The sequence below is a fragment of the Clostridium sp. JS66 genome (assembly GCF_033561535.1).
In the GTDB taxonomy this organism is placed as follows: Bacteria; Bacillota; Clostridia; order Clostridiales; family Clostridiaceae; genus Clostridium_AM; species Clostridium_AM carboxidivorans.
This window is the reverse complement of record NZ_CP131467.1, coordinates 2,370,627-2,392,005: the sequence shown is the minus strand read 5'-3', so window position 1 is coordinate 2,392,005 and position 21,379 is coordinate 2,370,627. Positions and strand designations below refer to the sequence as shown.

18 protein-coding genes and 1 tRNA gene are annotated in these 21,379 nt (G+C 30.3%); 7 read left to right on the top strand and 12 right to left on the bottom strand.

Translation table 11 applies throughout. The features are described 5' to 3' along the window. Nucleotides 1-31: 31 nt before the first annotated feature. The 8 genes from Q6H37_RS11275 to Q6H37_RS11240 all read right to left on the bottom strand — a co-directional run bounded on the left by Q6H37_RS11275 (nt 32) and on the right by Q6H37_RS11240 (nt 7,973). Complete coding sequence (locus tag Q6H37_RS11275) at nt 32-1,306, bottom strand: lactate racemase domain-containing protein (protein ID WP_318741955.1); 1,275 nt, start codon at nt 1,304-1,306, stop codon at nt 32-34. A 19-nt stretch (nt 1,307-1,325) separates the two neighbouring features. Further along, entirely contained in the window at nt 1,326-2,339 is a 1,014-nt protein-coding gene (locus tag Q6H37_RS11270) for a zinc-binding alcohol dehydrogenase family protein (RefSeq protein ID WP_318741953.1), read from the bottom strand. A gap of 60 nt (nt 2,340-2,399) precedes the next feature. Beyond that, nucleotides 2,400-3,716 carry a gluconate:H+ symporter gene (locus Q6H37_RS11265; protein WP_318741951.1) on the bottom strand — a complete coding sequence of 439 codons (1,317 nt, stop codon included), beginning with the start codon at nt 3,714-3,716 and terminating at the stop codon, nt 2,400-2,402. Between the two features lie 218 nt (nt 3,717-3,934). Then, on the bottom strand, nt 3,935-4,792 hold the full coding sequence (locus Q6H37_RS11260) for an SDR family oxidoreductase (protein WP_318741949.1): 858 nt from the start codon (nt 4,790-4,792) through the stop codon (nt 3,935-3,937). A gap of 15 nt (nt 4,793-4,807) precedes the next feature. Beyond that, the gene (uxuA, locus tag Q6H37_RS11255) at nt 4,808-5,854 is read right to left on the bottom strand and encodes a mannonate dehydratase (protein ID WP_318741947.1); all 1,047 of its coding nucleotides are present in this window, start codon (nt 5,852-5,854) and stop codon (nt 4,808-4,810) included. Nucleotides 5,855-6,153: 299 nt separating this feature from the next. Then, complete coding sequence (locus Q6H37_RS11250) at nt 6,154-6,840, bottom strand: GntR family transcriptional regulator (RefSeq protein ID WP_318741945.1); 687 nt, start codon at nt 6,838-6,840, stop codon at nt 6,154-6,156. A gap of 180 nt (nt 6,841-7,020) precedes the next feature. Continuing rightward, entirely contained in the window at nt 7,021-7,431 is a 411-nt protein-coding gene (locus tag Q6H37_RS11245) for a DUF3139 domain-containing protein (protein WP_318741943.1), read from the bottom strand. Nucleotides 7,432-7,897: 466 nt separating this feature from the next. Next, nucleotides 7,898-7,973: transfer RNA gene (locus Q6H37_RS11240), tRNA-Met, on the bottom strand. A 257-nt stretch (nt 7,974-8,230) separates the two neighbouring features. Between Q6H37_RS11240 and Q6H37_RS11235 the strand changes: the two genes are divergently transcribed. The 7 genes from Q6H37_RS11235 (at nt 8,231) to Q6H37_RS11205 (ending at nt 15,142) form a co-directional block, all read left to right on the top strand. Continuing rightward, the gene (locus tag Q6H37_RS11235) at nt 8,231-8,761 is read left to right on the top strand and encodes an RNA polymerase sigma factor (protein WP_318741941.1); all 531 of its coding nucleotides are present in this window, start codon (nt 8,231-8,233) and stop codon (nt 8,759-8,761) included. Then, nucleotides 8,754-9,494: a hypothetical protein gene (locus Q6H37_RS11230; protein WP_318741939.1), complete on the top strand. Its 741-nt coding sequence runs from the start codon at nt 8,754-8,756 to the stop codon at nt 9,492-9,494. The genes Q6H37_RS11235 and Q6H37_RS11230 overlap by 8 nt, the downstream gene beginning before the upstream one ends. Before the next feature lie 15 nt (nt 9,495-9,509). Continuing rightward, on the top strand, nt 9,510-10,397 hold the full coding sequence (locus Q6H37_RS11225; RefSeq protein ID WP_318741937.1) for an ABC transporter ATP-binding protein: 888 nt from the start codon (nt 9,510-9,512) through the stop codon (nt 10,395-10,397). Beyond that, nucleotides 10,372-11,664, top strand: coding sequence for an ABC transporter permease (locus Q6H37_RS11220; RefSeq protein ID WP_318741936.1), 1,293 nt, complete (start codon nt 10,372-10,374; stop codon nt 11,662-11,664). The genes Q6H37_RS11225 and Q6H37_RS11220 overlap by 26 nt, the downstream gene beginning before the upstream one ends. A gap of 438 nt (nt 11,665-12,102) precedes the next feature. After that, a complete protein-coding gene (locus tag Q6H37_RS11215) occupies nt 12,103-12,642 on the top strand; it encodes a biotin transporter BioY (RefSeq protein ID WP_318741934.1) in 540 nt (179 codons plus the stop codon). Then, entirely contained in the window at nt 12,638-13,822 is a 1,185-nt protein-coding gene (locus Q6H37_RS11210; protein ID WP_318742990.1) for a thiolase family protein, read from the top strand. Before Q6H37_RS11215 ends, Q6H37_RS11210 begins: the two co-directional genes overlap by 5 nt. Nucleotides 13,823-13,828: 6 nt before the next feature. Then, nucleotides 13,829-15,142 (top strand): AMP-binding protein, encoded by a 1,314-nt coding sequence (locus tag Q6H37_RS11205; protein ID WP_318741932.1) that lies wholly within the window; start codon nt 13,829-13,831, stop codon nt 15,140-15,142. Between the two features lie 163 nt (nt 15,143-15,305). On the opposite strand, the gene Q6H37_RS11200 is transcribed toward Q6H37_RS11205, so the two are convergent. The 4 genes from Q6H37_RS11200 to Q6H37_RS11185 form a co-directional block, all read right to left on the bottom strand. Further along, the gene (locus tag Q6H37_RS11200; RefSeq protein ID WP_318741930.1) at nt 15,306-16,727 is read right to left on the bottom strand and encodes a cell wall-binding repeat-containing protein; all 1,422 of its coding nucleotides are present in this window, start codon (nt 16,725-16,727) and stop codon (nt 15,306-15,308) included. 257 nt (nt 16,728-16,984) lie between these two features. Next, nucleotides 16,985-17,908 (bottom strand): DUF4434 domain-containing protein, encoded by a 924-nt coding sequence (locus Q6H37_RS11195; RefSeq protein ID WP_318741928.1) that lies wholly within the window; start codon nt 17,906-17,908, stop codon nt 16,985-16,987. Nucleotides 17,909-18,437: 529 nt separating this feature from the next. Next, complete coding sequence (locus Q6H37_RS11190) at nt 18,438-19,754, bottom strand: hypothetical protein (protein ID WP_318741925.1); 1,317 nt, start codon at nt 19,752-19,754, stop codon at nt 18,438-18,440. Nucleotides 19,755-19,818: 64 nt separating this feature from the next. Beyond that, the gene (locus tag Q6H37_RS11185) at nt 19,819-21,306 is read right to left on the bottom strand and encodes a HAMP domain-containing sensor histidine kinase (protein WP_318741923.1); all 1,488 of its coding nucleotides are present in this window, start codon (nt 21,304-21,306) and stop codon (nt 19,819-19,821) included. Nucleotides 21,307-21,379 lie beyond the last annotated feature (73 nt).

The window sequence follows — 21,379 nt, the reverse complement described above, 5'->3', positions numbered from 1 at the left end:
ATCATCACCCTTCAATAATTTAAATTACATTTTATTCTTCTCTTATTGTCCAAAGTCCCATTGCAGGTGTTCTGACAAAATAAATTTCTTCACCATTTTCAAGTGTATTGTAGCCATCTTCCAGCTTGTCAGGATCATACATCTTATATGCTTCTTTAAGCGGCATATAGTTGAATCCAACCCCTTCAATTTCCTCTTTGGTTAAATGCTGAGTTGCGTAAGTAATTTTAAATCTATCATCACTGGAACCTTGAATTAAATGTGCTGCAATCATCATCTTTGCCTTCATATCAGGCACAGTATTATATAAATTCAACACATAGTCTCTTCCCTTATATCCATATTTACGTATTTCAACGTCAGTTTCTTCATTTTCTCCAAACTTTCTTACTCCAGGTGCTAAAAGTATAAGTTCTCCACCATCTGCAACAATTTTTCTTGTTCTGTAAATTCCTTTGTTTCCTACCCAGGTGGTTTTAAGCTCATGCTCATCAAGATATGCTACTACTTTTTTTACTGGTTTTTCTACATATGTTATATTTAATTCCTGACTGCGTTTTACTGCTTGTTCAAATACAGTCCTTTTATTTCCAATATATAGTCCATTAAGTTCTGTTGCATTATTTTTTACTGTAGTAACAGTTTGTATATAAACAAGTGGCAAATTTGACAAGTAATGTTCCTGGGCATAGTCAAATACCAATCGTGCAGGAGTATCACATACTCCCATGGCTTTTTCCATTCCACAAACAGCACTAAGCATATGAGATTTGTTGATCATCTGTCTTCCACCGCATCCTACAAAAATATTCTTACTGTAGTTTGCCATGCCTACAACTTCATGAGGTACCACCTGTCCAACGGATAATATAAGACCAAATTCTCCACTTACCAGGCGCTTATTTACTTCTACTTCTATTTCCTCAGCAAACAATCCATTTGAAATATCAGATACAAATTCTTTTGGTACTTTTCCTAGTGATACAGTATCTTTTCTCCAGTCATGAATCAAAAAAGCATCTCTTGGAATTTCACTACCAAACATCTTATCCAATTCTTCATTATCCATTGACATATGAGTTCCAAGTGCAGGCATTATATTTATATGATAATTGTGTGAGAGCTTTTTATATAAAATTTGTGTAATTTCTCCTGCCATAGAATAGCATCTCGTAAAATCAGGAGGTATAATAAGAATTTTTTTCACATTGTTAAGCTCACACTGTTCAATCAATACATTAATTTGCTGCTCTATTTCAACTTGAGAAATGGAGTCTTTTTCTAAAGAAATTACAAATTTATTCATGAAATCCTCCTAAATAAGCCTATATAATGGCATTTATTTTTAAATATCTTTCTGGATGCTCAGAAAGTTCTTTTACAGCCTCTGGAACTTCTTCTAATTTTATTACCTTGCTAATTATGCTCTTAACGTCTACAGTTCCTTCTGATATTAGTTTTAATGCTTCTTCAAATTCTCCAGCACTGGTTCTTGAACCTCTAATATCAATTTCTTTCATAGTAAATAAGTTTGTTGGAAGGCTTGTCTCTTTTTTAGGCCATCCTGTAAGTGCTACTCTTCCTGCATTTGATACATAATCAAGTGTATTTCTTATAGCTGCATTTGATCCTGAAGCTTCAATTACTACTTCTGCCATTCTTCCATTAGTAATCTGTTTTATTTTTTCTACTGCCTCTTTATCCATGGCATTAATTGTATGTTTTATACCTATTCCATTTGCAAAGCTTAATCTTTCATCAACAATATCCAATAATATTGGAACTGCATTATAAGCTATTGCAGACAAAGCAGCTAAAAGACCTATAGCACCTGCTCCAATTATAACCACATGTTCTCCTGCTGTAACTTTAGTTCTATGTATAGCGTGTAAGGCTATTGTTAAAGGTTCTGCTGCTGGAACTTGTTCCCATGGAATATTATCTGGAACCTTCCATAATAATTCTGAAGGATGAGTAAAGAATTCTACCATACCTCCATCAATATGAACTCCTAACACTTTTAAATCTGTACAACAATTTGTTCTGCCTATGCTGCAAGGATAACATTTTCCACAATAAATATATGGATCAATAATTACTTTATCTCCTGCTTTTATTCCTTTGCTATTTTCTCCAATTTCTACAACCTCGCCTGCTAATTCATGACCTATTATTCTTGGATAACTAACTAAAGGATTCACACCTCTATAAGCTCCTATATCTGATCCGCATATTCCTACTGACTTGATTTTTATTAATGCTTCATTTTCTTTTCTAACAGGTTTTTCAACCTCTTTAATTTTAATATTATTTGGTGATTCTAAATATACTGATTTCATAATACTATTCTCCTTTTTTATTGTCTAATTATATTTTAATATTTTTTTCTTTCATCATTTTTACACAAACATGCCAATAACTAATACTCCAATCAATCCTAGAACTGAAATTAAAGTTTCTAATATTGACCATGAACTTAAAGTCTCTCCAACACTTAAATTGAAATATTCCTTAAACATCCAAAAGCCTGGATCATTTACATGTGAGAATATTACACTTCCTGCTCCAGTTGCTAATACCATTAAAGCTGGATTGGCATGAGTTGTAGCTATTATTGGAAGTACAATTCCTGCTGTAGTCATGGATGCAACTGTTGCTGAACCTAAGGTTAAGCGAAGTATAGCTGCAACAAGCCATGCTAAAAGCAAAGGTGACATATGAGTTCCTGACATTAATATTGCTATGTATTTACTTACACCCGAATCCACTAAAACTTGCTTAAGAGCTCCACCACCGGCAATTATTAAAAGGATCATTGCAATTCCACTAATGGATTCCTCTAGCATAGCCATTACTTCTGAAACTTTTTGTCCTCTATTAATTCCCAATGTAAATATCCCAACAACAACTGCAATAAACATAGCCATAACTGGAGATCCCAAAAATTCAAAGGTTTGTCTTAATCCTGAAGTCTTAGGAAGTGTCATTTCACATACAGCTGCAAGTGTCATTAATATAACTGGAATAATTGCCGTAAAAACACTTATAGCAAAGCTTGGTAATTCTTCTTCCTTAAATATTTTAGGATTATATAATCCCTTTGGTGGTTCCTTTTCAAATCTTTTTAAAAACTTTGAAAAAATAGGTCCAGCTATAATTACTGTAGGAACTGCAATTATAATTCCATATACTAATGTCATACTTATATTAGCATTATATATTGCAGCTATAGCTGTTGGTCCTGGATGAGGTGGCAAGAAGCAATGAGTAACAGAAAGTGCTGCAGCCATAGGTACCCCTACATACAAAAGAGGCAATTCAGTAGAAGCTGCTACAGTGAAAACTAAAGGTATCAAAAGAACAAAACCTACTTCATAAAACATGGTAAGTCCAACAATAAATCCTGTTATAACAAGGGCCCATTGAATATTCTTCTTACCAAACTTATTAATAAGTGTAGTTGCGATTTTCTGAGCTGCTCCAGTATCCGCAATAAGCTTACCAAGCATAGCTCCAAAACCTAGTATTAAAGCCAAACTTCCTAAGGTTCCTCCCACACCATTTTGTATTGAGGTTAATACTTTACTTGCAGGCATTCCCTCAGCTATACCAACCATTAAAGAAACAAATACAAGAGATATAAAACCGTTTACTTTTAAAGTAATCATTAGAAATAATAATAATACGACACCCATAGCTACAATTAATAAAGGCATATATTTTCCCCCTTACAATAAAATAATTGAATTCCTACTAAAAACTTTGATTTTTCAATTGGTACTATATGTGGAGCATTCCCCCACACATAGTACCTTATGATTAGTTACCTAAGCACAATTAAACAAATTTTCTCTATTTCAAATATTGGTATATATAAAACTAATATATTTGTCTCAATTTAACTTTCATCTAGTCTCCTGTACTGTCAATTTTATTAAACTCCTGAATAAGCAGAGAATCCTCCATCTACTGGTACAACAACTCCATTTACAAAGCCTGAAGCTTTACTGTTTAAAAGCCAAAGAAGTGTTCCTGTTAACTCTTCTACTTCTCCATAACGTCCCATTGGAGTTGCATTTATTATCTTTTGAGCTCTTTCAGTATAGCTTCCATCTGGGTTTACAAGCAATCCTCTATTTTGATTTGTGAGGAAAAATCCAGGTGCTATGGCATTTACTCTTACTCCTACCTTTGAAAGGTGAACTGCAAGCCATTGAGTGAAGTTTGAAACTGCTGCTTTAGCTCCACTATAAGCTGGAATTCTAGTAAGAGGAGTAAATGCGTTCATTGAAGAAATATTTAATATAGCTGCACCTTCCTTGCCTATCATATCCTTTACAAAAATTTGAGTAGGAAGTAATGTTCCCAAAAAGTTCAAATTAAAAACAAATTCAATTCCTTTAGGATCTAGGTCAAAGAAAGTTTTAATTCCTTCTTCTTTATTTTCCAAGTCTTCTTTAAATAAATAATCCTTTGAAGTAGTTCCTTTTGGATTATTTCCACCTGCACCATTTATTAAAATGTCACAAGTACCAAACTTTTCATTCACTTCATTTCTTGCTTTTTTTATACTTTCAACATCAAGAACGTTTGTTTCAATACCAACTGCAATTCCGCCATCTGCTTTTATCTCTTCTGCAACTGCATCTGCAGCTTTCTTGTTTAAATCAAGCAATGCAACCTTAGCTCCACACTGTGCTACTGCTTTTGCAAAACCACTGCAAAGTATCCCACCTGCACCAGTAATCACTACAACCTTGTCCTTTAAATCTATTTGAAATGGTAAATTCATAATTAATCCCTCCAACTATTTATTTGTCTTTTCTAATGTTTCCCATATACCATTTAAATATGTTGCACCTAATGCTCTATCATAAAGTCCATATCCTGGTCTTCCTGTTTCTCCCCAAATCATTCTTCCGTGATCTGGTCTTATTGGTCCATCAAAACCTATATCATGATAAGCCTTCATAATTTCAAACATATCCAATGATCCATCTGCACTTCTATGTGAAGCTTCTTCAAAACATTTTTCCCCTGTTATTTTCACATTTCTGCAATGTCCAAAATGAATTCTTCCCTTTTTACCAAAGTAACGAATTAATTCAGGTACATTATTATTTGGATCAACACCCAAAGATCCTGAACATAGAGTTATACCATTATTAGGACTATCCACCAAGTTAATAAGCTTTTCAAGATCTTCCTTGTTCTTTATTATTCTTGGTAATCCGAATATTGACCAAGGTGGATCATCCTGATGTATGGCCATTTTAATTGCTACCTCGTCAGCTACCGCAATAACATGTTGCAAGAAATATCTTAAATTATTCCATAAATCTTCTTCTGTTATGTTTTTGTACTGCTCTAATAGGTCTTTCATACCTTCTTTTGTATAACTTGAATCCCAACCTGGAAGTGATAACTCCCCTTTTACTGGATCCATTTTTAAAACAGTTTCATGTTTATATATTAATGCATTTGAACCATCTGGCAATTCATGAGCTAATTCAGATCTTGTCCAATCAAATACTGGCATAAAATTGTAGCATACTACCTTTATACCTGCTTTAGATAAGTTTCTTAATGTTTGACAATAGTTATCTATATATTTATCTCTCGATGGAAGTCCCAGCTTTATATCCTCATGTACTGGAACACTTTCAATCACAGAAAACTCTAATCCATGAGCCTCAATTTTTTCTTTTAAAGCTGTTATTTTTTCCATTGGCCATACTTCACCTACAGGAACATCATAAATTGCTGATACAATTCCTGTCATTCCTGGTATCTGTTTTATCTGGTCCAAAGTCACTTTATCATCGTCACCATACCATCTAAATGTCATCTTCATGGTCATTTTCTCCTTTCGTTTTAAAAAATTATAAGTAATATTTGTTAATTATGTAATTCCAATGATATATCTGAAAATTGATGCATGCTTTAATTTTCAATATATTGAGTTTTGTAAATGTTTTCTTATAACTGGTATACAAGTATACTAGCATACTAATAAAAAATAGTCAATGGCTTTTTATAAAATCTTTTAATTAACAAACTAAAAAGACTGTATAGAGAAATTGAATAATCACCAATTTCTCTATACAGTCTTTTTCTTTTTAAAACAATTATTTATATATTTCTTTTAGCTTATTACTTAAAATAATCCTTATATTGAGAATCCTCATTAAAAATACTTTCCCAACCCTTTTTAGGCTTCTTAAAATGATCATTTATCAACATTTCAACACTATCAACATCTTTATTTTTTATGATGTTAAAAAACTGTTCATGTTGTTCAATAAAAACTTTATTAGAATATCTTATTTCAGAAATCAATCTCAATCTATTATAATGAGTACTTATCTTTAATATACCATTCCACACTTCTTCTAAATTAACTCCTTCAAATATTGTTCCATGGAATTTAATATCTAAAGTATGAAATTCTTTTTCAAAATTTTGTTTTCCAGCAATGTATCTTTGTGATACCAAATTTTTTTCAAGCTCTATAAGCTTATCTTCTGGAAAACTAGCACACGCCAGCTTCATTGCTTCCTTTTCCAAAAAGTATCTCATAAAAAGTGCTTCTTCAATAAGATGTTTATCTATTAATGATACATAAGTACCTATTTGAGGTTTTACCTCTATAAGGTGCTCTTCTTTTAATTTCATCAATACCTCACGAATTGGAGTCCTTGAAATATTTAATTGCTGTGATAATTCTGATTCGCTGATATATTCACCTGGTTTAAGTTCTAAAGTCATAATATTATCTTTTAGAACCCTGTATGCATAATCCTTTCCATTTTCGCCTTTTAACTTTTCTAGTAATTTCATATTTGTACCTCTCTATTTCAATAACATAAAAACAATGTCTATTTTAAAGCATTATATACTAGTATACCACAGACTATAGTATAAATATATATTGTATTAAAATTAAATACTAATGATTTTTCGTCATTATATAAAAAACGCCCTCAGCACTATCATTTTGTATTTATAGTGATTTGCTTACTATTCAGCATGTTTAAAATTTTTATCTTTTTTATGTTTCATTGGTGCTATACTTGTTTGAGTTATATCTTTAAGTTCTGAATCATAATTATATCTGTAATTATAAATAACATTTGGTTCATCATTAAAAATTACATTTATAAAGTATGGTTCTTTATATGAATTCATATTATCTTTATTATACTTAATGGTTAGCTTAAAATCCCCTTCTTTGTAGCCTTTTGCTGTCAAATATGCTGTTACCTTTTGCTTAACAGATTCTATAGGTTCCACTTTAACCACCTTTTGTGTAATAATTTCTACAGGTTTTTCTTTATATTCTTTTGATGCTGTCTCACCACAACCAACTACAAAAATACTAATTATAAAAATAATAACCAATGATAAAGTTCTTCTTTTTAAAGTTCTCATAAAAACCTCCACTTTTAAAATATTACATAATAATTTTCACTTTGCTAATGTTGATTACATTTTAATTTTTATTTTAAAGATTGATTTGACATAACCAATCTAAAACCTTCCTTACAATAGTTGTTTTGTATTACATTACCATGGAATTTATGATAAAAATTAAAACTATTACATATATTTCAAAACATTTTCTTATACTATACTGTTTTATTCTCGGAAAGCACATTCCTACGTAAAAATTATACATTAAAACCATGTTTCACCACAATAATTTTACTTTATCTTTTTCTATTCACTAAAGATATTTTCTCTTTAATAATTTTAAAAGGAACTGTTGAATTAAGAACAAATAACACAATATATTGTATTGGTTTCTAATTTACCAAACAACCTATTGTATATAAGTTACTTAATGCAGCAGTTCCTTTATCGATTGCCTATCAACTTGTAAAGCTTCTAATACTTTTGGTTGCGGAGACAGGACTCGAACCTGCGACCTTTGGGTTATGAGCCCAACGAGCTACCAACTGCTCCACCCCGCGTCATTATATACTGTATTGAAACTTTTCCTTTTTTGCGTTTGCCACTTCTTTAAGCGACATGCAACATCTTATTATGTATGTAAATACTATATTACAATTTTTCTTGTCATAATTTATACTTACCCAATATGATAATAAAAATACATTTTATCAAAATCTTTTTGTATAAAAGAAAAAATTTTTTCTAACTTTTTCCTTAGATAAATTGTTATACTAAATGAAAAGTACTTTTCAACTTGGTGAAAGGAGGTGCAGAAGTGGACAAGGATTTTTTCATAATACGAAGAATGAAACATGGTGATGAAGCTGCAGTAGATGATTTTGTAAAATTGTACTATGGTGAAATCTATAAATACTGCTATTACAAATTAAATGATAAATGGCTTGCCGAAGATATTACACAGGACACCTTTACCCGTTTTTTTGGACATTTTAACAATTATATTCACAAAGGAAAAGTAAAAAACTATCTTTATGTAATTGCTGGAAACCTATGTAAGAATCAGTATAAAAAACATAAAGAAGAATCTATTGATCTAATGGAAGAACAATTGACAAATAGTAAAGTAGAACAGGACGAGCTTACGCTGAAGGAAGGCATTATGCAAGAGATTTCAAGACTTTCAGAAGATTTTAAGGAAGTTGTTCTTCTGCACTACTTTCAGAATTTAAAATTACGTGAAATTGCTGAAATACTTGATATAAAGCTTTCACTGGTTAAATATCGACTTTCTGAAGGTAAAAAATTTCTTAAAAACAGTATGGATAAGGAGGATTTTTATGAATAAAAATTGGGACTATAAAATACCTGCTTATGATAAAGAAAAAATGAAACGAACAATAGAACTTTCAAAGAAACAATACTTAAAACAAATAATTTCAGAACCAGTAAACAGCTTGGAATTCTTATTTGAACAAATGCAGTATTTAAGTAAAAATTACTGGATAACACAAATTCTTGTATTTTTTACAGCTGTGTGCAGTTTAGTAGTGATGAATCAATATAATTTTATAGGAAATAAAGCCGCTTATTGTGCTATTCTCACTCCTTTATTGATCATTTTTGCAATACCAGAGTTGTGGAAAAATATATCAGCTGGTGCATTCGAAGTAGAAAATACAACTTATTTTGATTTGCGAAAGTTATACTTTGCAAGATTACTTCTTGTGGGGATGCTGGATTTAATAATAGCAACCATTTTAGTCATAGCAGCAGTGAATATAATTAAATTTTCCATATATGAGGCTGTTATTTATTTTTTTGTTCCTTTCAATTTTACCAGCTGTATTTGTTTTTCTTTGTTGTGCAGAAAAAAAAGGCTTTGTTCCGAAGTTTTAGCATTGGGAATATGTATTATCCAGGCTACTTTATGGTATGTATTAGTAAATAATTATCATATTTATGCCATGCTGCAGATGAAAATTTGGTATTTACTTTTGCTTCTTTCTTTTTGTTATATGGTCTTTGCAGGGAAAAAAATTATAAAATACAGCAGATATTATTGTGAAATACAGATGTAATTTGGAGGTATATAAATGCAATTACAAGTTAGTGATTTATGTAAAAAATTTAAAGATAATATGGCAGTGAATCATATTAATTTTACATTGGAAAAAGGAGTATATGGCTTACTAGGTGCCAATGGTTCAGGAAAAACAACACTTATGAGAATGCTTTGTACTCTTCTTATTCCAACTAATGGTGGAATACAATATAATGGAGAAAATATTGAAAAGCTTAATGAAAAATATCGAAGAATATTAGGTTATCTGCCACAGGAATTTGGATATTACCCAGAATTCTCAGCAGAAGATTATTTGTTATATATTTCATCACTAAAAGGATTAAAACCCAAAATAGCAAAAAAGCGTGTAAAAGAATTATTAGAAATAGTTTCATTAACAAAAGTTAGTAAAAAGAAAATCAAAACTTTTTCAGGCGGAATGAAGCGAAGGCTTGGAGTTGCCCAGGCTGTAATCAATGAACCTGAAATTTTAATTTTAGACGAGCCTACTGCGGGACTTGATCCAAAGGAAAGGATACGTTTTAGAAATCTTATAAGCCACCTTGCTGAAGAAAGGATCGTGCTTTTATCCACACATATAGTATCAGACTTGGACTCCATTGCAAAAGAAATTCTAATCATGAAAGAAGGAAGTATTATTGCTCAGGGTGATGTATTAAGTTTGCTCACACCAATAAAAAATAGTATATGGATTTGTGAAGCATCATTAAAAGAAGCAGAACAGTTGCGCACAAAATATGTGATTAGTAATGAGAAAAACATTGGAGAAGATATAGAACTTAGAATTATTTCTAGTGAAAAGCCAATTATATCTGCCAGGCAGATTACCCCTACACTAGAAGACTTATTTATGTACTATTTTGGAGAGGTGAATGAAATTGCAGATTTTGAAATATGAATTCAAAAAAATTTTTTGTAAAAAAAGTGTTCTAATCAGCTTTTTGGTGCTAACTTTTTATCTTGCAGCTATGTTGTTTTTTAATATAAAAGGTACACCATATATAACATATGTTAACGCTGATGGTACAGATATAAAAGGACTTAAAGCTATAAAGCTGCTTAAAAATAAGAAAATGACATGGAATGGGTCATTGACAGAGGAAAGAATTAGAAAGGTACTAGAAAAAAATCAAGCCATTAATTCCAAAAGTAAATATGCTAGTATAAAAAACGCTGACTCTAACACTAAACTTTCGGATTCTGATGCAAAGCTTTCAAACATGCAGTATTCAGAGAAACAAGAATTTGATGATATTAAAGCTTTAATTTGCTGCTCTTATTCAGAGTTTCGTTCTTATGATTACGATTTAATGGATAAGTTAAATGCAAATAGTGCTAATAAATTTTATTCTAACAGAATCAGTCAATTAAAAACATGGCTTAAAAGCCAGGAAGCTGATCAGCTTTCAACAAATAAAAAAACATACTTAATTCATTCTGCAGAAACGTTAAATACACCTTTTGACTATTCTTATGCTGATGGTTGGTCAATAGCATTGGAATATAGTGCTGCAGTTATTTATGCTCTAGCATTTGTTATTTGTATACTTCTGGCCCCTATATTTTCAGTTGAATATCAAACTGGAGCAGCAGCAATTCTTCTTTCTACAGAACATGGAAAGAAAAAAGCAATTATTTACAAATTAATTGCAGGCTTGTTATCTATTACTTTAGTGTATTTTGTGTTTATGTTCCTAGCTAATCTACCTATTTTTCTCATGTTTGGAACTGAAGGAGGAAATTGCCCTCTGCAAGCTTATATGGGGGGATGGAAAAGCTTTTATCATATAACTAATATTCAGGCATTGGGAATGGTTGTATTATTGGGATACCTAGCCTGCTTGTTTATTGGTACACTTTCAATGTTTTTTTCCTCAAAAGTAAAAAATTCTTTTTTTACAATTATTTTGATTTTTTTAATTATGATGGTTCCAGCAATCTTAGATAAATCAATTGGAGTGCAAGGTATTCTTCAAAAGATTTTAAGTGTAATGCCGCATCAATTGATGCTTGGTTGGAGATTGATAACAACATTTACGTTATATGATATTCATGGAAGAGTTTTTACACCTTATGAAATTCTCCCATGGTTATATATCTTTATTATAATTGCTTTATTACCTTTTACTTACCTAGCATCCCAAAAATATAGAACTGACATATAAGGATCTGAAATTAAATAACAAATCCAATATGCGTCGGATATTTTTTGAAGATGCCTAAAGCAAACTGAACAATTTCATTAGTAATTTTTCAACTCACTAATTTTACTTTTTCAAAAGGCTGTTTCACTAAGAATAAGCTTTACAACATATTGTATGTAAGCTTCTTAGCCAAACAGCCTTTTTTGCATTCAAAGTCACAAATTAAATTAGTTTTTCTACTATTTAACTTCTAAGGAATACCATTGATACATTTAAAATTATGAATATCATTGTCAACCGATTATGTTTGTACAGTTGACAATGCTTGATAATTGATTTATTATTTTCATATGCAAAATTAAAAAAACTTTTTAAAACTGGAGGTAATTTAAAATGTGATATTTTTTAGATATAACAGACAAATGATTAAAATTTACATAGTAGATAGGAGAATTCAAATTGAACAAGAAATTAACTATAAGAGATATTATTTATTCCTCATTATTAGCCACAATTATTTCCATTCTAGGTTATGTTATTATTCCACTTCCCTTTACTCCTATTCCAATAACAGGACAATCTCTGGCAGTGATGCTTGCAGGCTGTGTTCTTACACCATTTCAAGCTGGACTTAGTATGTTCACCTTTTTACTCCTTGGATGTGTTGGCATCCCCGTATTTTCAGGAGGAAGAGCAGGAATTGGAACTCTTTTGGGACCATCAGGTGGATATTTTATTGGATATCTTTTAGGTGCTATCGTAATAAGCATTCTCACAAGAAAAAATAAATCTCTTACAGGTATGCTTGCAGGCTGTGTTATAGGCGGAATAGTATTAGTTCATATTATTGGTGCAGCATGGCTTGGATTTATCACTAACATTGGAATAAAAAAAGCATTTATAACAGGATCTCTTCCATTTTTGCTAGGAGATTTATTAAAAGCCATAGTTGCTACTTTCATATCCTCAAGACTAAACAAGGAGTTGAAAAGAAATTAATATTAAAAAAAATAGTTTAACGCTTAAAAAAGTTTATATAATAGGAGGACTTAGAACACCCATAGGCAAAACCAATGGATGTTTAAAGGATTTTCTTCCTGAAAAACTAGCAGCCTTTATAATTAAGAGCCTTATACATAAATACAAGCTTCAAAGAAACTCCATAGAGGAAATCATTCTTGGAAATGCTATAGGACCAGGTGGTAATATTGCAAGACTCAGCTTACTAGACGCAGGTCTGCCCTTTGATACAGTTGGTACAACCATAGATTTTCAATGTGGTTCTGCATTAAAAGCTATAAACGTAGCAGGAAATTTAATAAGATCCGGTCAGAGAAATATTGTTCTAGCAGGTGGAGTAGAAAGTACAAGCTTGGCTCCTAACAAGCAGTATAATCCGAGAGATTCTAGGTATAAAGGAAAAGATATTTTTTTTAAAAGAGCACAATTTTCCCCCTGCTCAATTGGTGACCCTGGTATGATAGAAGGTGCTGAAAATACAGCAAAGTATTGCAATATTACCAGAAAAGCTATGGATACATGGGCACTTGAAAGTCATATAAAAGCATTAGAGGCAAGGAATGAAAACAAACTTGAAGATATAATCTGCAGTATACAAACTGATGAAAAAATCATTAAAGATGATGAAAATATTAGGAGAAATCCTTCCTTAAAGCTTATGGAAAGAGCTGTGCCTATTTTAGGAAATCACGGCACTATAACTGCTGGAAATGCTTGCAGTACCAATGATGGAGCAGCTCTTATAATTATGGCATCCGAAGAAGCAGTACAAAAATATAACCTGCATCCTGAAGCCTTATGGATTGATGGAGAAAGCTCAGGAGTTGATCCAAACCTATTTCCACTTGGAGCTATTGCTGCTTCGAAAAAGCTTTTGAAATTATATGATTTTAACATTGATGATATAGGTTTTATAGAGATAAATGAAGCTTTTGCTGTAAAGGTGCTGGCATTTTTAAAATACTTTAATTATCCAGAGCACAGAGTAAACATATTTGGAGGAGCCTTGGCTTATGGACATCCTTATGGAGCATCAGGAGGTATTATAATGCTTCACCTTTTAGAAGCTTTAAAGTATAACAATAAAAAAAGAGGAATGGCAACACTTGGAGTTGCTGGGGGATTGGGAGAAGCAGCTATCATAGAAAGGTGTGATTAGTTTAATATGTTAATTTTTTCAGGAATATTCAAGAATGCAGAATTGAATTCAGAAAAAATATGTATGACTTTTAATAAAAGAATTATTACATATGGAGAACTTGTAAAAAATATAGATGAAAAGGCATTGTTTTTAGCAGAAAAATATGAACCAACAAGCAAAATAATAATAAAAAATACAAACCCAATAGATGCCGTAATTAATTTTTTAGCCTGTTCAAGAGCAGCACTAATTGCGATTCCAGTAGAAGCTAAAACAGCTTCATTTAAATTACAGCAAATAACAGCAAAAGTTAAACAAAGCTGTATTATAGATGATAAATTTTGTTTTAAATATGAAGAAAAAGATTATTCAAATCTGCCTGATATTGATGACTCACATATTTTTCTTGGAGCTTTGAGTTCTGGAACTACAGGACATAATAAAATTATATGGCGAAACCACAGCAGCTGGTCAAGTGCCTTCAAATACCAAAGTGAAGTATTTAATATAAGCTCCAGTGATGTGCTTTTCATTGCAGGTTCCCTTTCATATACAGGAAATCTCAACAGCACAATACATATGCTAAATGAAGGCGGCAGTATAGTATTTTCTAAGAGTATTTATCCTGGAATATGGATAAAGGAGATTCAACAAAATAACGTTACAAGCATATTTATGGTACCTGCACGTTACAGGATATTGTTAAAGGAACTTAATAATAATCTTGAAGGTGTAAACTCCATTTTAAGTGCAGGAGACAAGCTGAATTATCAAACAGTGTATTTATTAAAAAAGCGATTTCCAAATGCTAGTATCTGCGAATATTATGGTGCAAGCGAATTAGGTCATGTAGCCTATATAAATTTTAGAGAAAATAATATAACTGACAGTGTTGGAAAAGCATTTCCACAAGTAAAGCTTTGGATAAAGGATGGGATCATATGGGTGGAAAGCCCCTATATAGCCCCTGATTTTAAGCCTAGAGCTTCTGTTTACGATTTAGGGAAAATCGATGAAGAAGGAAATTTATATATTTTAGGAAGAAAAAATAACACCATAAATAAAGGCGGTGTGAAAATACTTCCTTATAACATAGAAAAGGTGCTGGATTCAAATCCTGATGTTCTAAAATCCGTGGTATATGGTGTAAAAGATCCCATAAAGGGAGAAGAAATATGTGCAGTAGTTGTACCTAAAACTGATGTAGTTACTGTTGAAAGTATTAAAAATTACTGCAGAAATAATCTTGAATCATATATACAGCCAAAGAAAATAAAAATAGTAAAAGATTTAAAACTGAACTCCAGTGGTAAAATCGATAGAAAAACTCTAATTTAGCCAGAGATTTTCCTGAAATCTACTAACTACTTAGTTTTAATGCCTTAAACATTTTTTTGTGCAAAAAATAGAACATTCCTATACAAAAACGAAGCAAGTAAGGAAATATAATAATTGTTTCATTCCCTTACTTGCTTTTCAATCCTAATTAAATTTGCTTGTATTAGTTTTGGATAAATTCTAGTTTATTTATTTGAAGCTTTGTTAAATCATTTTCATTTACTAAGAATGTATATACAATATTTACTGACTTACCATCTATAATGTATTCATTTTGATATTTGGCTTCCATTATATTACCTGAACCATCATCTTCCAAAACATCTATGCTTATATTCTTTCTATCACCATCTTGTACAGCATTAGATCTATTTACCATATCCTTAAAGCTGTTCAAAGCAGTAACAGATGCATTATAATTTGCTGAACTTTTGTCTAAAAGATTTTCTATAACACTATAATCTTCATTATAAACACTATCTTTTAAATTATATATTCTGTTAACCATTTCATAAGTAAACTTTTTGCCAGCTTCCTCTATACCATTAATATTCTTAGAAATATTATTCTTTAGCTGAGTGACAGAACTATCTGCTAAAACCCCTGCACCGCCAAATATATTTATGCTGCTAGGATTAATATTAAAACCCGTAGCTACATAGCTGGACTGTCCATTATTGGCAGACAATACTAATGGTGCATTCAATTTATTTTGAAGTGGACTTGAAACTAACGCATCTGGGAAATTTTCACCAGAGGCTACTATTAAATCCTTTTGAGGATTATAATCTGAATGATATAAATTCTCTAAAACTACACTACTTGTCTCATATCTATCAAGACCAAACCATCTATCTAAATTTATAAATTTATCTTTTTTTATGGTAGTAATTTGCTCAGATAGTGTTTGTACAACATTGTTTGCCACTACCCCTGGTCCACCAACAACAATGATCTTAGAAGGTTTCAATTCCTTAATGTACTCTACACTTTGCTGATCTATGCTGTCTTTTGCAGTCATGAATACTGGATATCCTAATTTTGAAACTATATTATTGGCAGATAAAGCATCAGCAAATCCTTCTCCTGAAGTAATTACCACTGGTGTACCCTCTGCAACTCCACAATTTTCTATAACTTTTCTATTAGTTTCATATCTGTCTGTACCCTGAATTCTATCAACATTATAACCTATATCCTTAATTTTACTTTCGGTAACAGTGCTAACAACACCAGCACCACCAATAATGGTTACTTCTGCATCACTGGAATATATGTTTTTTAAATAATCATAAGTACCTTTATCCTGACTATCTATGTTACTTATTAATATAATTGGTGCTTTTAATTTTTTTGCTAATAATCCAGCACTTAAGGCATCTGGATAGTTTTCACCATATGTAACGATTATATTCTTAGGCTTTTCGTCACCTAAAAAGGTCTTACTTGCATTTATTGAAGTCTGATATCTGTCTGCACCAAATATTCTCTGCTGGCTCATATCAGCAGCTTTTACATTTGAAAATGTCCCTCCAGCAATGATAGTAGTTAGTAATAAACTTAGCATAAACTTATTTTTCTTCATCAATTTAAATCCCCTTTTTTAAATTAATTTGTACTACTAACTCCAACATATATGTTAATTTCTCAACAAAAATTAGAGCCTTCAAAAAAACATTATCATAAGTTGCTAAAAGCTGAAAGGCTTTATTATTGTTAGTTCTGCCATTATTGATGGTATCTTGCAAAAATAGGAACTTACATTACTTCGCTATTTTTTCTATAAGCTCTATGCTTATGTTTTCTATATCTGTAAAACCATCTATTATAATAGAATTATATTTACTTTTTGGATACTTTTGCTTTTTTAGGCTTTGATATATTTCCAGCAAAATCTATTGCTCTTACTTCATAATTAATTTCTTTCAATTTATCTTCTAAGGATACCTTATCTATATAACCCATTACAAGTCCTTCCCTTTTTCCTTCTTTTCCTTTGAATATTCTCTCTACATTAGTAGTAAAAATTAATTTTTTATTTCTATAAACTTTATAACCATATATCCCAATGTTATCATGGGCAGAGTACCAAGAAATTAAAAATTTATTTTCCCTCACCTCTTTAACTTTAACTTTCTTTGGAGGTGTTGGTTTACGATTTTCTAACTGACCACTTTTAACATATTTTAAATAAGTTTTATGGAAACCTTTATTAATATTATTAGGACTATAGTAATGACAATATGCAAAAGTTATAATGTTATCTACGTATGGGTTTTCAATTTCCATCTGTCTTATAAATTGATTGAGAGGAACGCTAGACCAATTTAAATGATTAAAGGTTTCTGTATTAGCCCAAAATAATAACCCTGGTTTAGTATCTACAGCCTTTCTTAATTCTGAAAACCAGTGATCTACTTCATCTATTTTTAGTCCACCGCCGCCAACGGAATCCTGCGGGCAAAATATATCCCCTTTTCCTAACCCTGTATGTTGAAATAAATAAGCCCAATTTTTTGAATATTCCTCAGCTGTTCCATAAATAGAATTCATAAAAGGTGATAACATCAACGGTAATCTATGATTCTTTTCTTTTAAGTATTTTAAATTAATATCAATTGCTTTAGCTAGCACAAAAAAATCATCCTTTGTTTTAAAATTTAAATTATCTACCTCATATACCCAATACCATCCATAAAAAGCATTAGGATATTGGGAATAGTATTTAGTATATAACTCATCAGCTATCACGTTTCCTCTTTTCATTTGAGCATAAAGCCATTCAGGATCTCTAGGTCCTTTTTTCCACCATATCAGCTTGAATAAATGACCCATCTGCTATAGGGTATTTTTTATTAGAATTGTTGATATTACGTAGGCTTAATATTGTTAACTTATTAATTATGCTGCTAGAGACATCTTTTAAAAATCCCATAATATCTTTGAATTCCTTTCAAAAATTTTTAACATATCACCACATTAAACATTTTATAGTAGTTTGTTTTCTTACATCTTCCCACTTCATAGAACTCATCTTGAACTTACCTTTATAATATTCTCAACATACTCTTCAATTAACATTTCTTGATATCCAGACATGCCTATATTCTTAAGCTTTTCTACCAAAGGTTTTAACTCAACATTTTGAATACTATATAACTTTTCCCTACTGACATCAGATATAGCTTTATTCGATATAGTAATGATTCGTAAGCATCTTCTTTTTCTGCCATTAATGATTCCTCTGATGGATATATATCTGAAATGTTTTCCTTACTTGTACCCTCTCACCTAACTATTTAAATGTAATAACATTAACTTCACTTTTTTCAACAATACTAAATCCATTCTTTTTCACTTCATTAATTTCATTAAAGAATACTACCTTTTTACTATCATTACTCCAGCTTAACCTATGAGGAAAATAATCTTTAGCAATACATATCTTGCCTGTAATAGTATTTCCACTTATTTTTGCAGCATATAAATTCCAGTGTGTTTTTTTATTATCTTCATAATCTGGAGCTCCATAAACTATCTTGCTTTCATCTGGAGATATCCAACTAAATATACCATATTCACCCTCTTTAGATTTGAATGTATGCGGAATTACATTATAAAACTTTTTAGAATTCACATCATATATGTAGGTACCAGCTTCTCCACTGATTAAACCATCAAATAAAATTTTATTACCTTTGTCTAATACTTTGAAATCTCCTGTCAATCCACTATTCTTATTTTTACCTTTTGATGTATGATCACTATAAGGTAGTACAAATACCTTTTCTATATCATTGGTATTACTATTAACTTTAAATATTCCCTGTCTTTGAATATTAAAATCCATAGAACCTGTTTTCCCTTTAGGCTGATCTCCCATAAAATAAATATCATTTCCATCTTCACTATAAAAATCTGCAATACTTGATATCCATAAATCATCTCTTTTTATTTTCAATTCCTTTGTAGTGTTATTTTTTTGATTATAAACCTTCAAATCTCCATCATTAAAAAAACTTATAAAGCAATTTCCATCCTCAGACCAAGCTCCATCTCCATTTGGACTTTCCTTTTTACTTTTATTATCATAAGGAATTTTAGAATTATTTTTTAAATTATATATATTATATTTATTATTATCTTCATAATTAATTTTTTCTCCATTAGGAGATAGATCTGATATTAAACTTTTTACATTTATGTTTAAAGGAGTTTTTTCCAATGTAGATAAATTTAACTTATATATATTTCCAAGCTGATCATCTCTAGCATTATTCATTTCCTTATCATTCATGTCGCTACTATTTTTAGTATACTTTTTGTAAAAATCCACAGGTTTCATTCCAATGCCTAAAAGGACTTCATTTTCACCAGTAAACCCATAGTTTTTTGAGATAAATTCATCTACACTTAAAACCTTCTTACTAAGTATTTCTAAAGGTTTAACATCTACTGATGGCAGTGAAGAACTATCCTCATTAACTATTACAGGTAAAGTTGAAACATCTCTAGCATTTACATTTAATGCTTTATATGCTCCAAAACACATACCACCTATTATTACTGGTATAGAAATTTTAACTATTAAGTTCTTATTAATTTTATTCATTTTAATACCTCCATAATCACAAGTTTTTTTACTATAATCAGATGTTATATTATAACTATTTCTATTATTTAACTAAGTTATTGCCAACTTGTAAAAAAAGAGGAATTTTTATATAAACTTTTGTTCCTTTGCCTTCTATACTTTCTATGTTTATAGTACCTTTATAACTTTCCACTAAAGACCTTACTATAAAAAGTCCTAATCCACTACCTTCTCTCTTTAAAAATTTTTCTTTATTTGCTCTATAAAAGGGTTTAAAAATTTTATTTAAATCTTCTTTACTTATTCCCTTTCCTTCATCTTCTACTGTCATAACACAAAATTTATTCTCTTTAAAAAGCTTAACTTTTATTAAAGATCTTACATTTCCATATTTTATTGAATTATCAATTATATTTATAACTATTTTAATAACATCATCCTTATTTGCAAGTATATAAGTATGCTCTTCTAATTCTTTTACTATATTTATTTCATATTTTTTAGCTTTAATAAGCATATCATCACATACTGCATTTAAAACCTTCTTCATATCAATTTGTTCCATTTTTTCACTGCTTATATTCGACTCAGACTTTGAAATTTGGAGTACCTCAATAATCATATTGTGAAGTTTATTAGATTCTTTTTTTATCTTTGAAGCAGCCTTAAATAAAAGTTTTGTATCACTATTGCCTTCATCTAAAATCATCTGAGTGTAACCATCTATTATAGTCAAAGGTGTTTTCATTTCATGAGTAACAGTATCAAAAAAATCCTTTCTATACCTTTCCAGTTTTCTTAAGTTATCTCTATCTTTTTTTATGGTTTCAATTTGGTTTTTTATTTTGTCTTTCATTTTGCTAAAGTTTTCTACTAATTCCCCAACTTCATCATGAGATTTTAAATTTATTCCTATATCAAAATTTCCACTACTTATTTCTTTAGTGATTTTTGTGAGTTTAATAATCGGGGTAGTAATTTTAGTGGTTAAGAGAAGAGAAAAGATAAATATTATAGAAAATATAACTATCATAAAAATCTCCATTTGTTTTAATAATTCTATTCCTGAAATAAATAATTCTGTATAGTCTTTAGTATATCTAATAACTCCAATTAGTTTTTTATCTACATATATAGGTTCTGAAAATACAGCCATATATCTATCATTTATCTTTTCAATTTTATAAGCTGATTTATCCTTAAGTGCAAGCTTTAAATCTTCATAATCATCTTTATCATATATTTTTCCATTATTATAACTACTGTCAAAAATCATATTTCCATTTAAATTGTAAAGCACCACTCTGTCATTAATTCTAGCATTTAATGCTGAACCTATATTTTCTTTATTTTCCTCAAAAGCTTCTTTACTGTTATCAATTTTATTTAAAGAAAGATATTGTTTAACATATATATTTAAATCCTTTTGTGAAACAGATAGTTCCTCTTTAATAACTTTTTTATTATTTTCTAAAATTATTTTATTCATAAAAAAGCACATAATATTAAAGCTCAATCCAAAAATCAAAAAAAGTCCTATTCCAAATTTATATCTTATTGAAAATTTCATTTTATCCTCCAAATATAAGCTATCCGATCACTAACATTGCTATCCCCACATCTCTTTCTATCAAAATGGGGGA

What these genes read in the sequence shown, in the direction of transcription:
- Q6H37_RS11275 (WP_318741955.1), bottom strand. Translation starts at nt 1,306, where the DNA reads ATGAATAAATTTGTAATTTCTTTAGAAAAAGACTCCATTTCTCAAGTT.
- Q6H37_RS11270 (WP_318741953.1), bottom strand. Translation starts at nt 2,339, where the DNA reads ATGAAATCAGTATATTTAGAATCACCAAATAATATTAAAATTAAAGAG.
- Q6H37_RS11265 (WP_318741951.1), bottom strand. Translation starts at nt 3,716, where the DNA reads ATGCCTTTATTAATTGTAGCTATGGGTGTCGTATTATTATTATTTCTA.
- Q6H37_RS11260 (WP_318741949.1), bottom strand. Translation starts at nt 4,792, where the DNA reads ATGAATTTACCATTTCAAATAGATTTAAAGGACAAGGTTGTAGTGATT.
- uxuA (WP_318741947.1), bottom strand. Translation starts at nt 5,854, where the DNA reads ATGAAGATGACATTTAGATGGTATGGTGACGATGATAAAGTGACTTTG.
- Q6H37_RS11250 (WP_318741945.1), bottom strand. Translation starts at nt 6,840, where the DNA reads ATGAAATTACTAGAAAAGTTAAAAGGCGAAAATGGAAAGGATTATGCA.
- Q6H37_RS11245 (WP_318741943.1), bottom strand. Translation starts at nt 7,431, where the DNA reads ATGAGAACTTTAAAAAGAAGAACTTTATCATTGGTTATTATTTTTATA.
- Q6H37_RS11230 (WP_318741939.1), top strand. Translation starts at nt 8,754, where the DNA reads ATGAATAAAAATTGGGACTATAAAATACCTGCTTATGATAAAGAAAAA.
- Q6H37_RS11225 (WP_318741937.1), top strand. Translation starts at nt 9,510, where the DNA reads ATGCAATTACAAGTTAGTGATTTATGTAAAAAATTTAAAGATAATATG.
- Q6H37_RS11220 (WP_318741936.1), top strand. Translation starts at nt 10,372, where the DNA reads ATGAAATTGCAGATTTTGAAATATGAATTCAAAAAAATTTTTTGTAAA.
- Q6H37_RS11205 (WP_318741932.1), top strand. Translation starts at nt 13,829, where the DNA reads ATGTTAATTTTTTCAGGAATATTCAAGAATGCAGAATTGAATTCAGAA.
- Q6H37_RS11200 (WP_318741930.1), bottom strand. Translation starts at nt 16,727, where the DNA reads ATGAAGAAAAATAAGTTTATGCTAAGTTTATTACTAACTACTATCATT.
- Q6H37_RS11195 (WP_318741928.1), bottom strand. Translation starts at nt 17,908, where the DNA reads ATGAAAAGAGGAAACGTGATAGCTGATGAGTTATATACTAAATACTAT.
- Q6H37_RS11190 (WP_318741925.1), bottom strand. Translation starts at nt 19,754, where the DNA reads ATGAATAAAATTAATAAGAACTTAATAGTTAAAATTTCTATACCAGTA.
- Q6H37_RS11185 (WP_318741923.1), bottom strand. Translation starts at nt 21,306, where the DNA reads ATGAAATTTTCAATAAGATATAAATTTGGAATAGGACTTTTTTTGATT.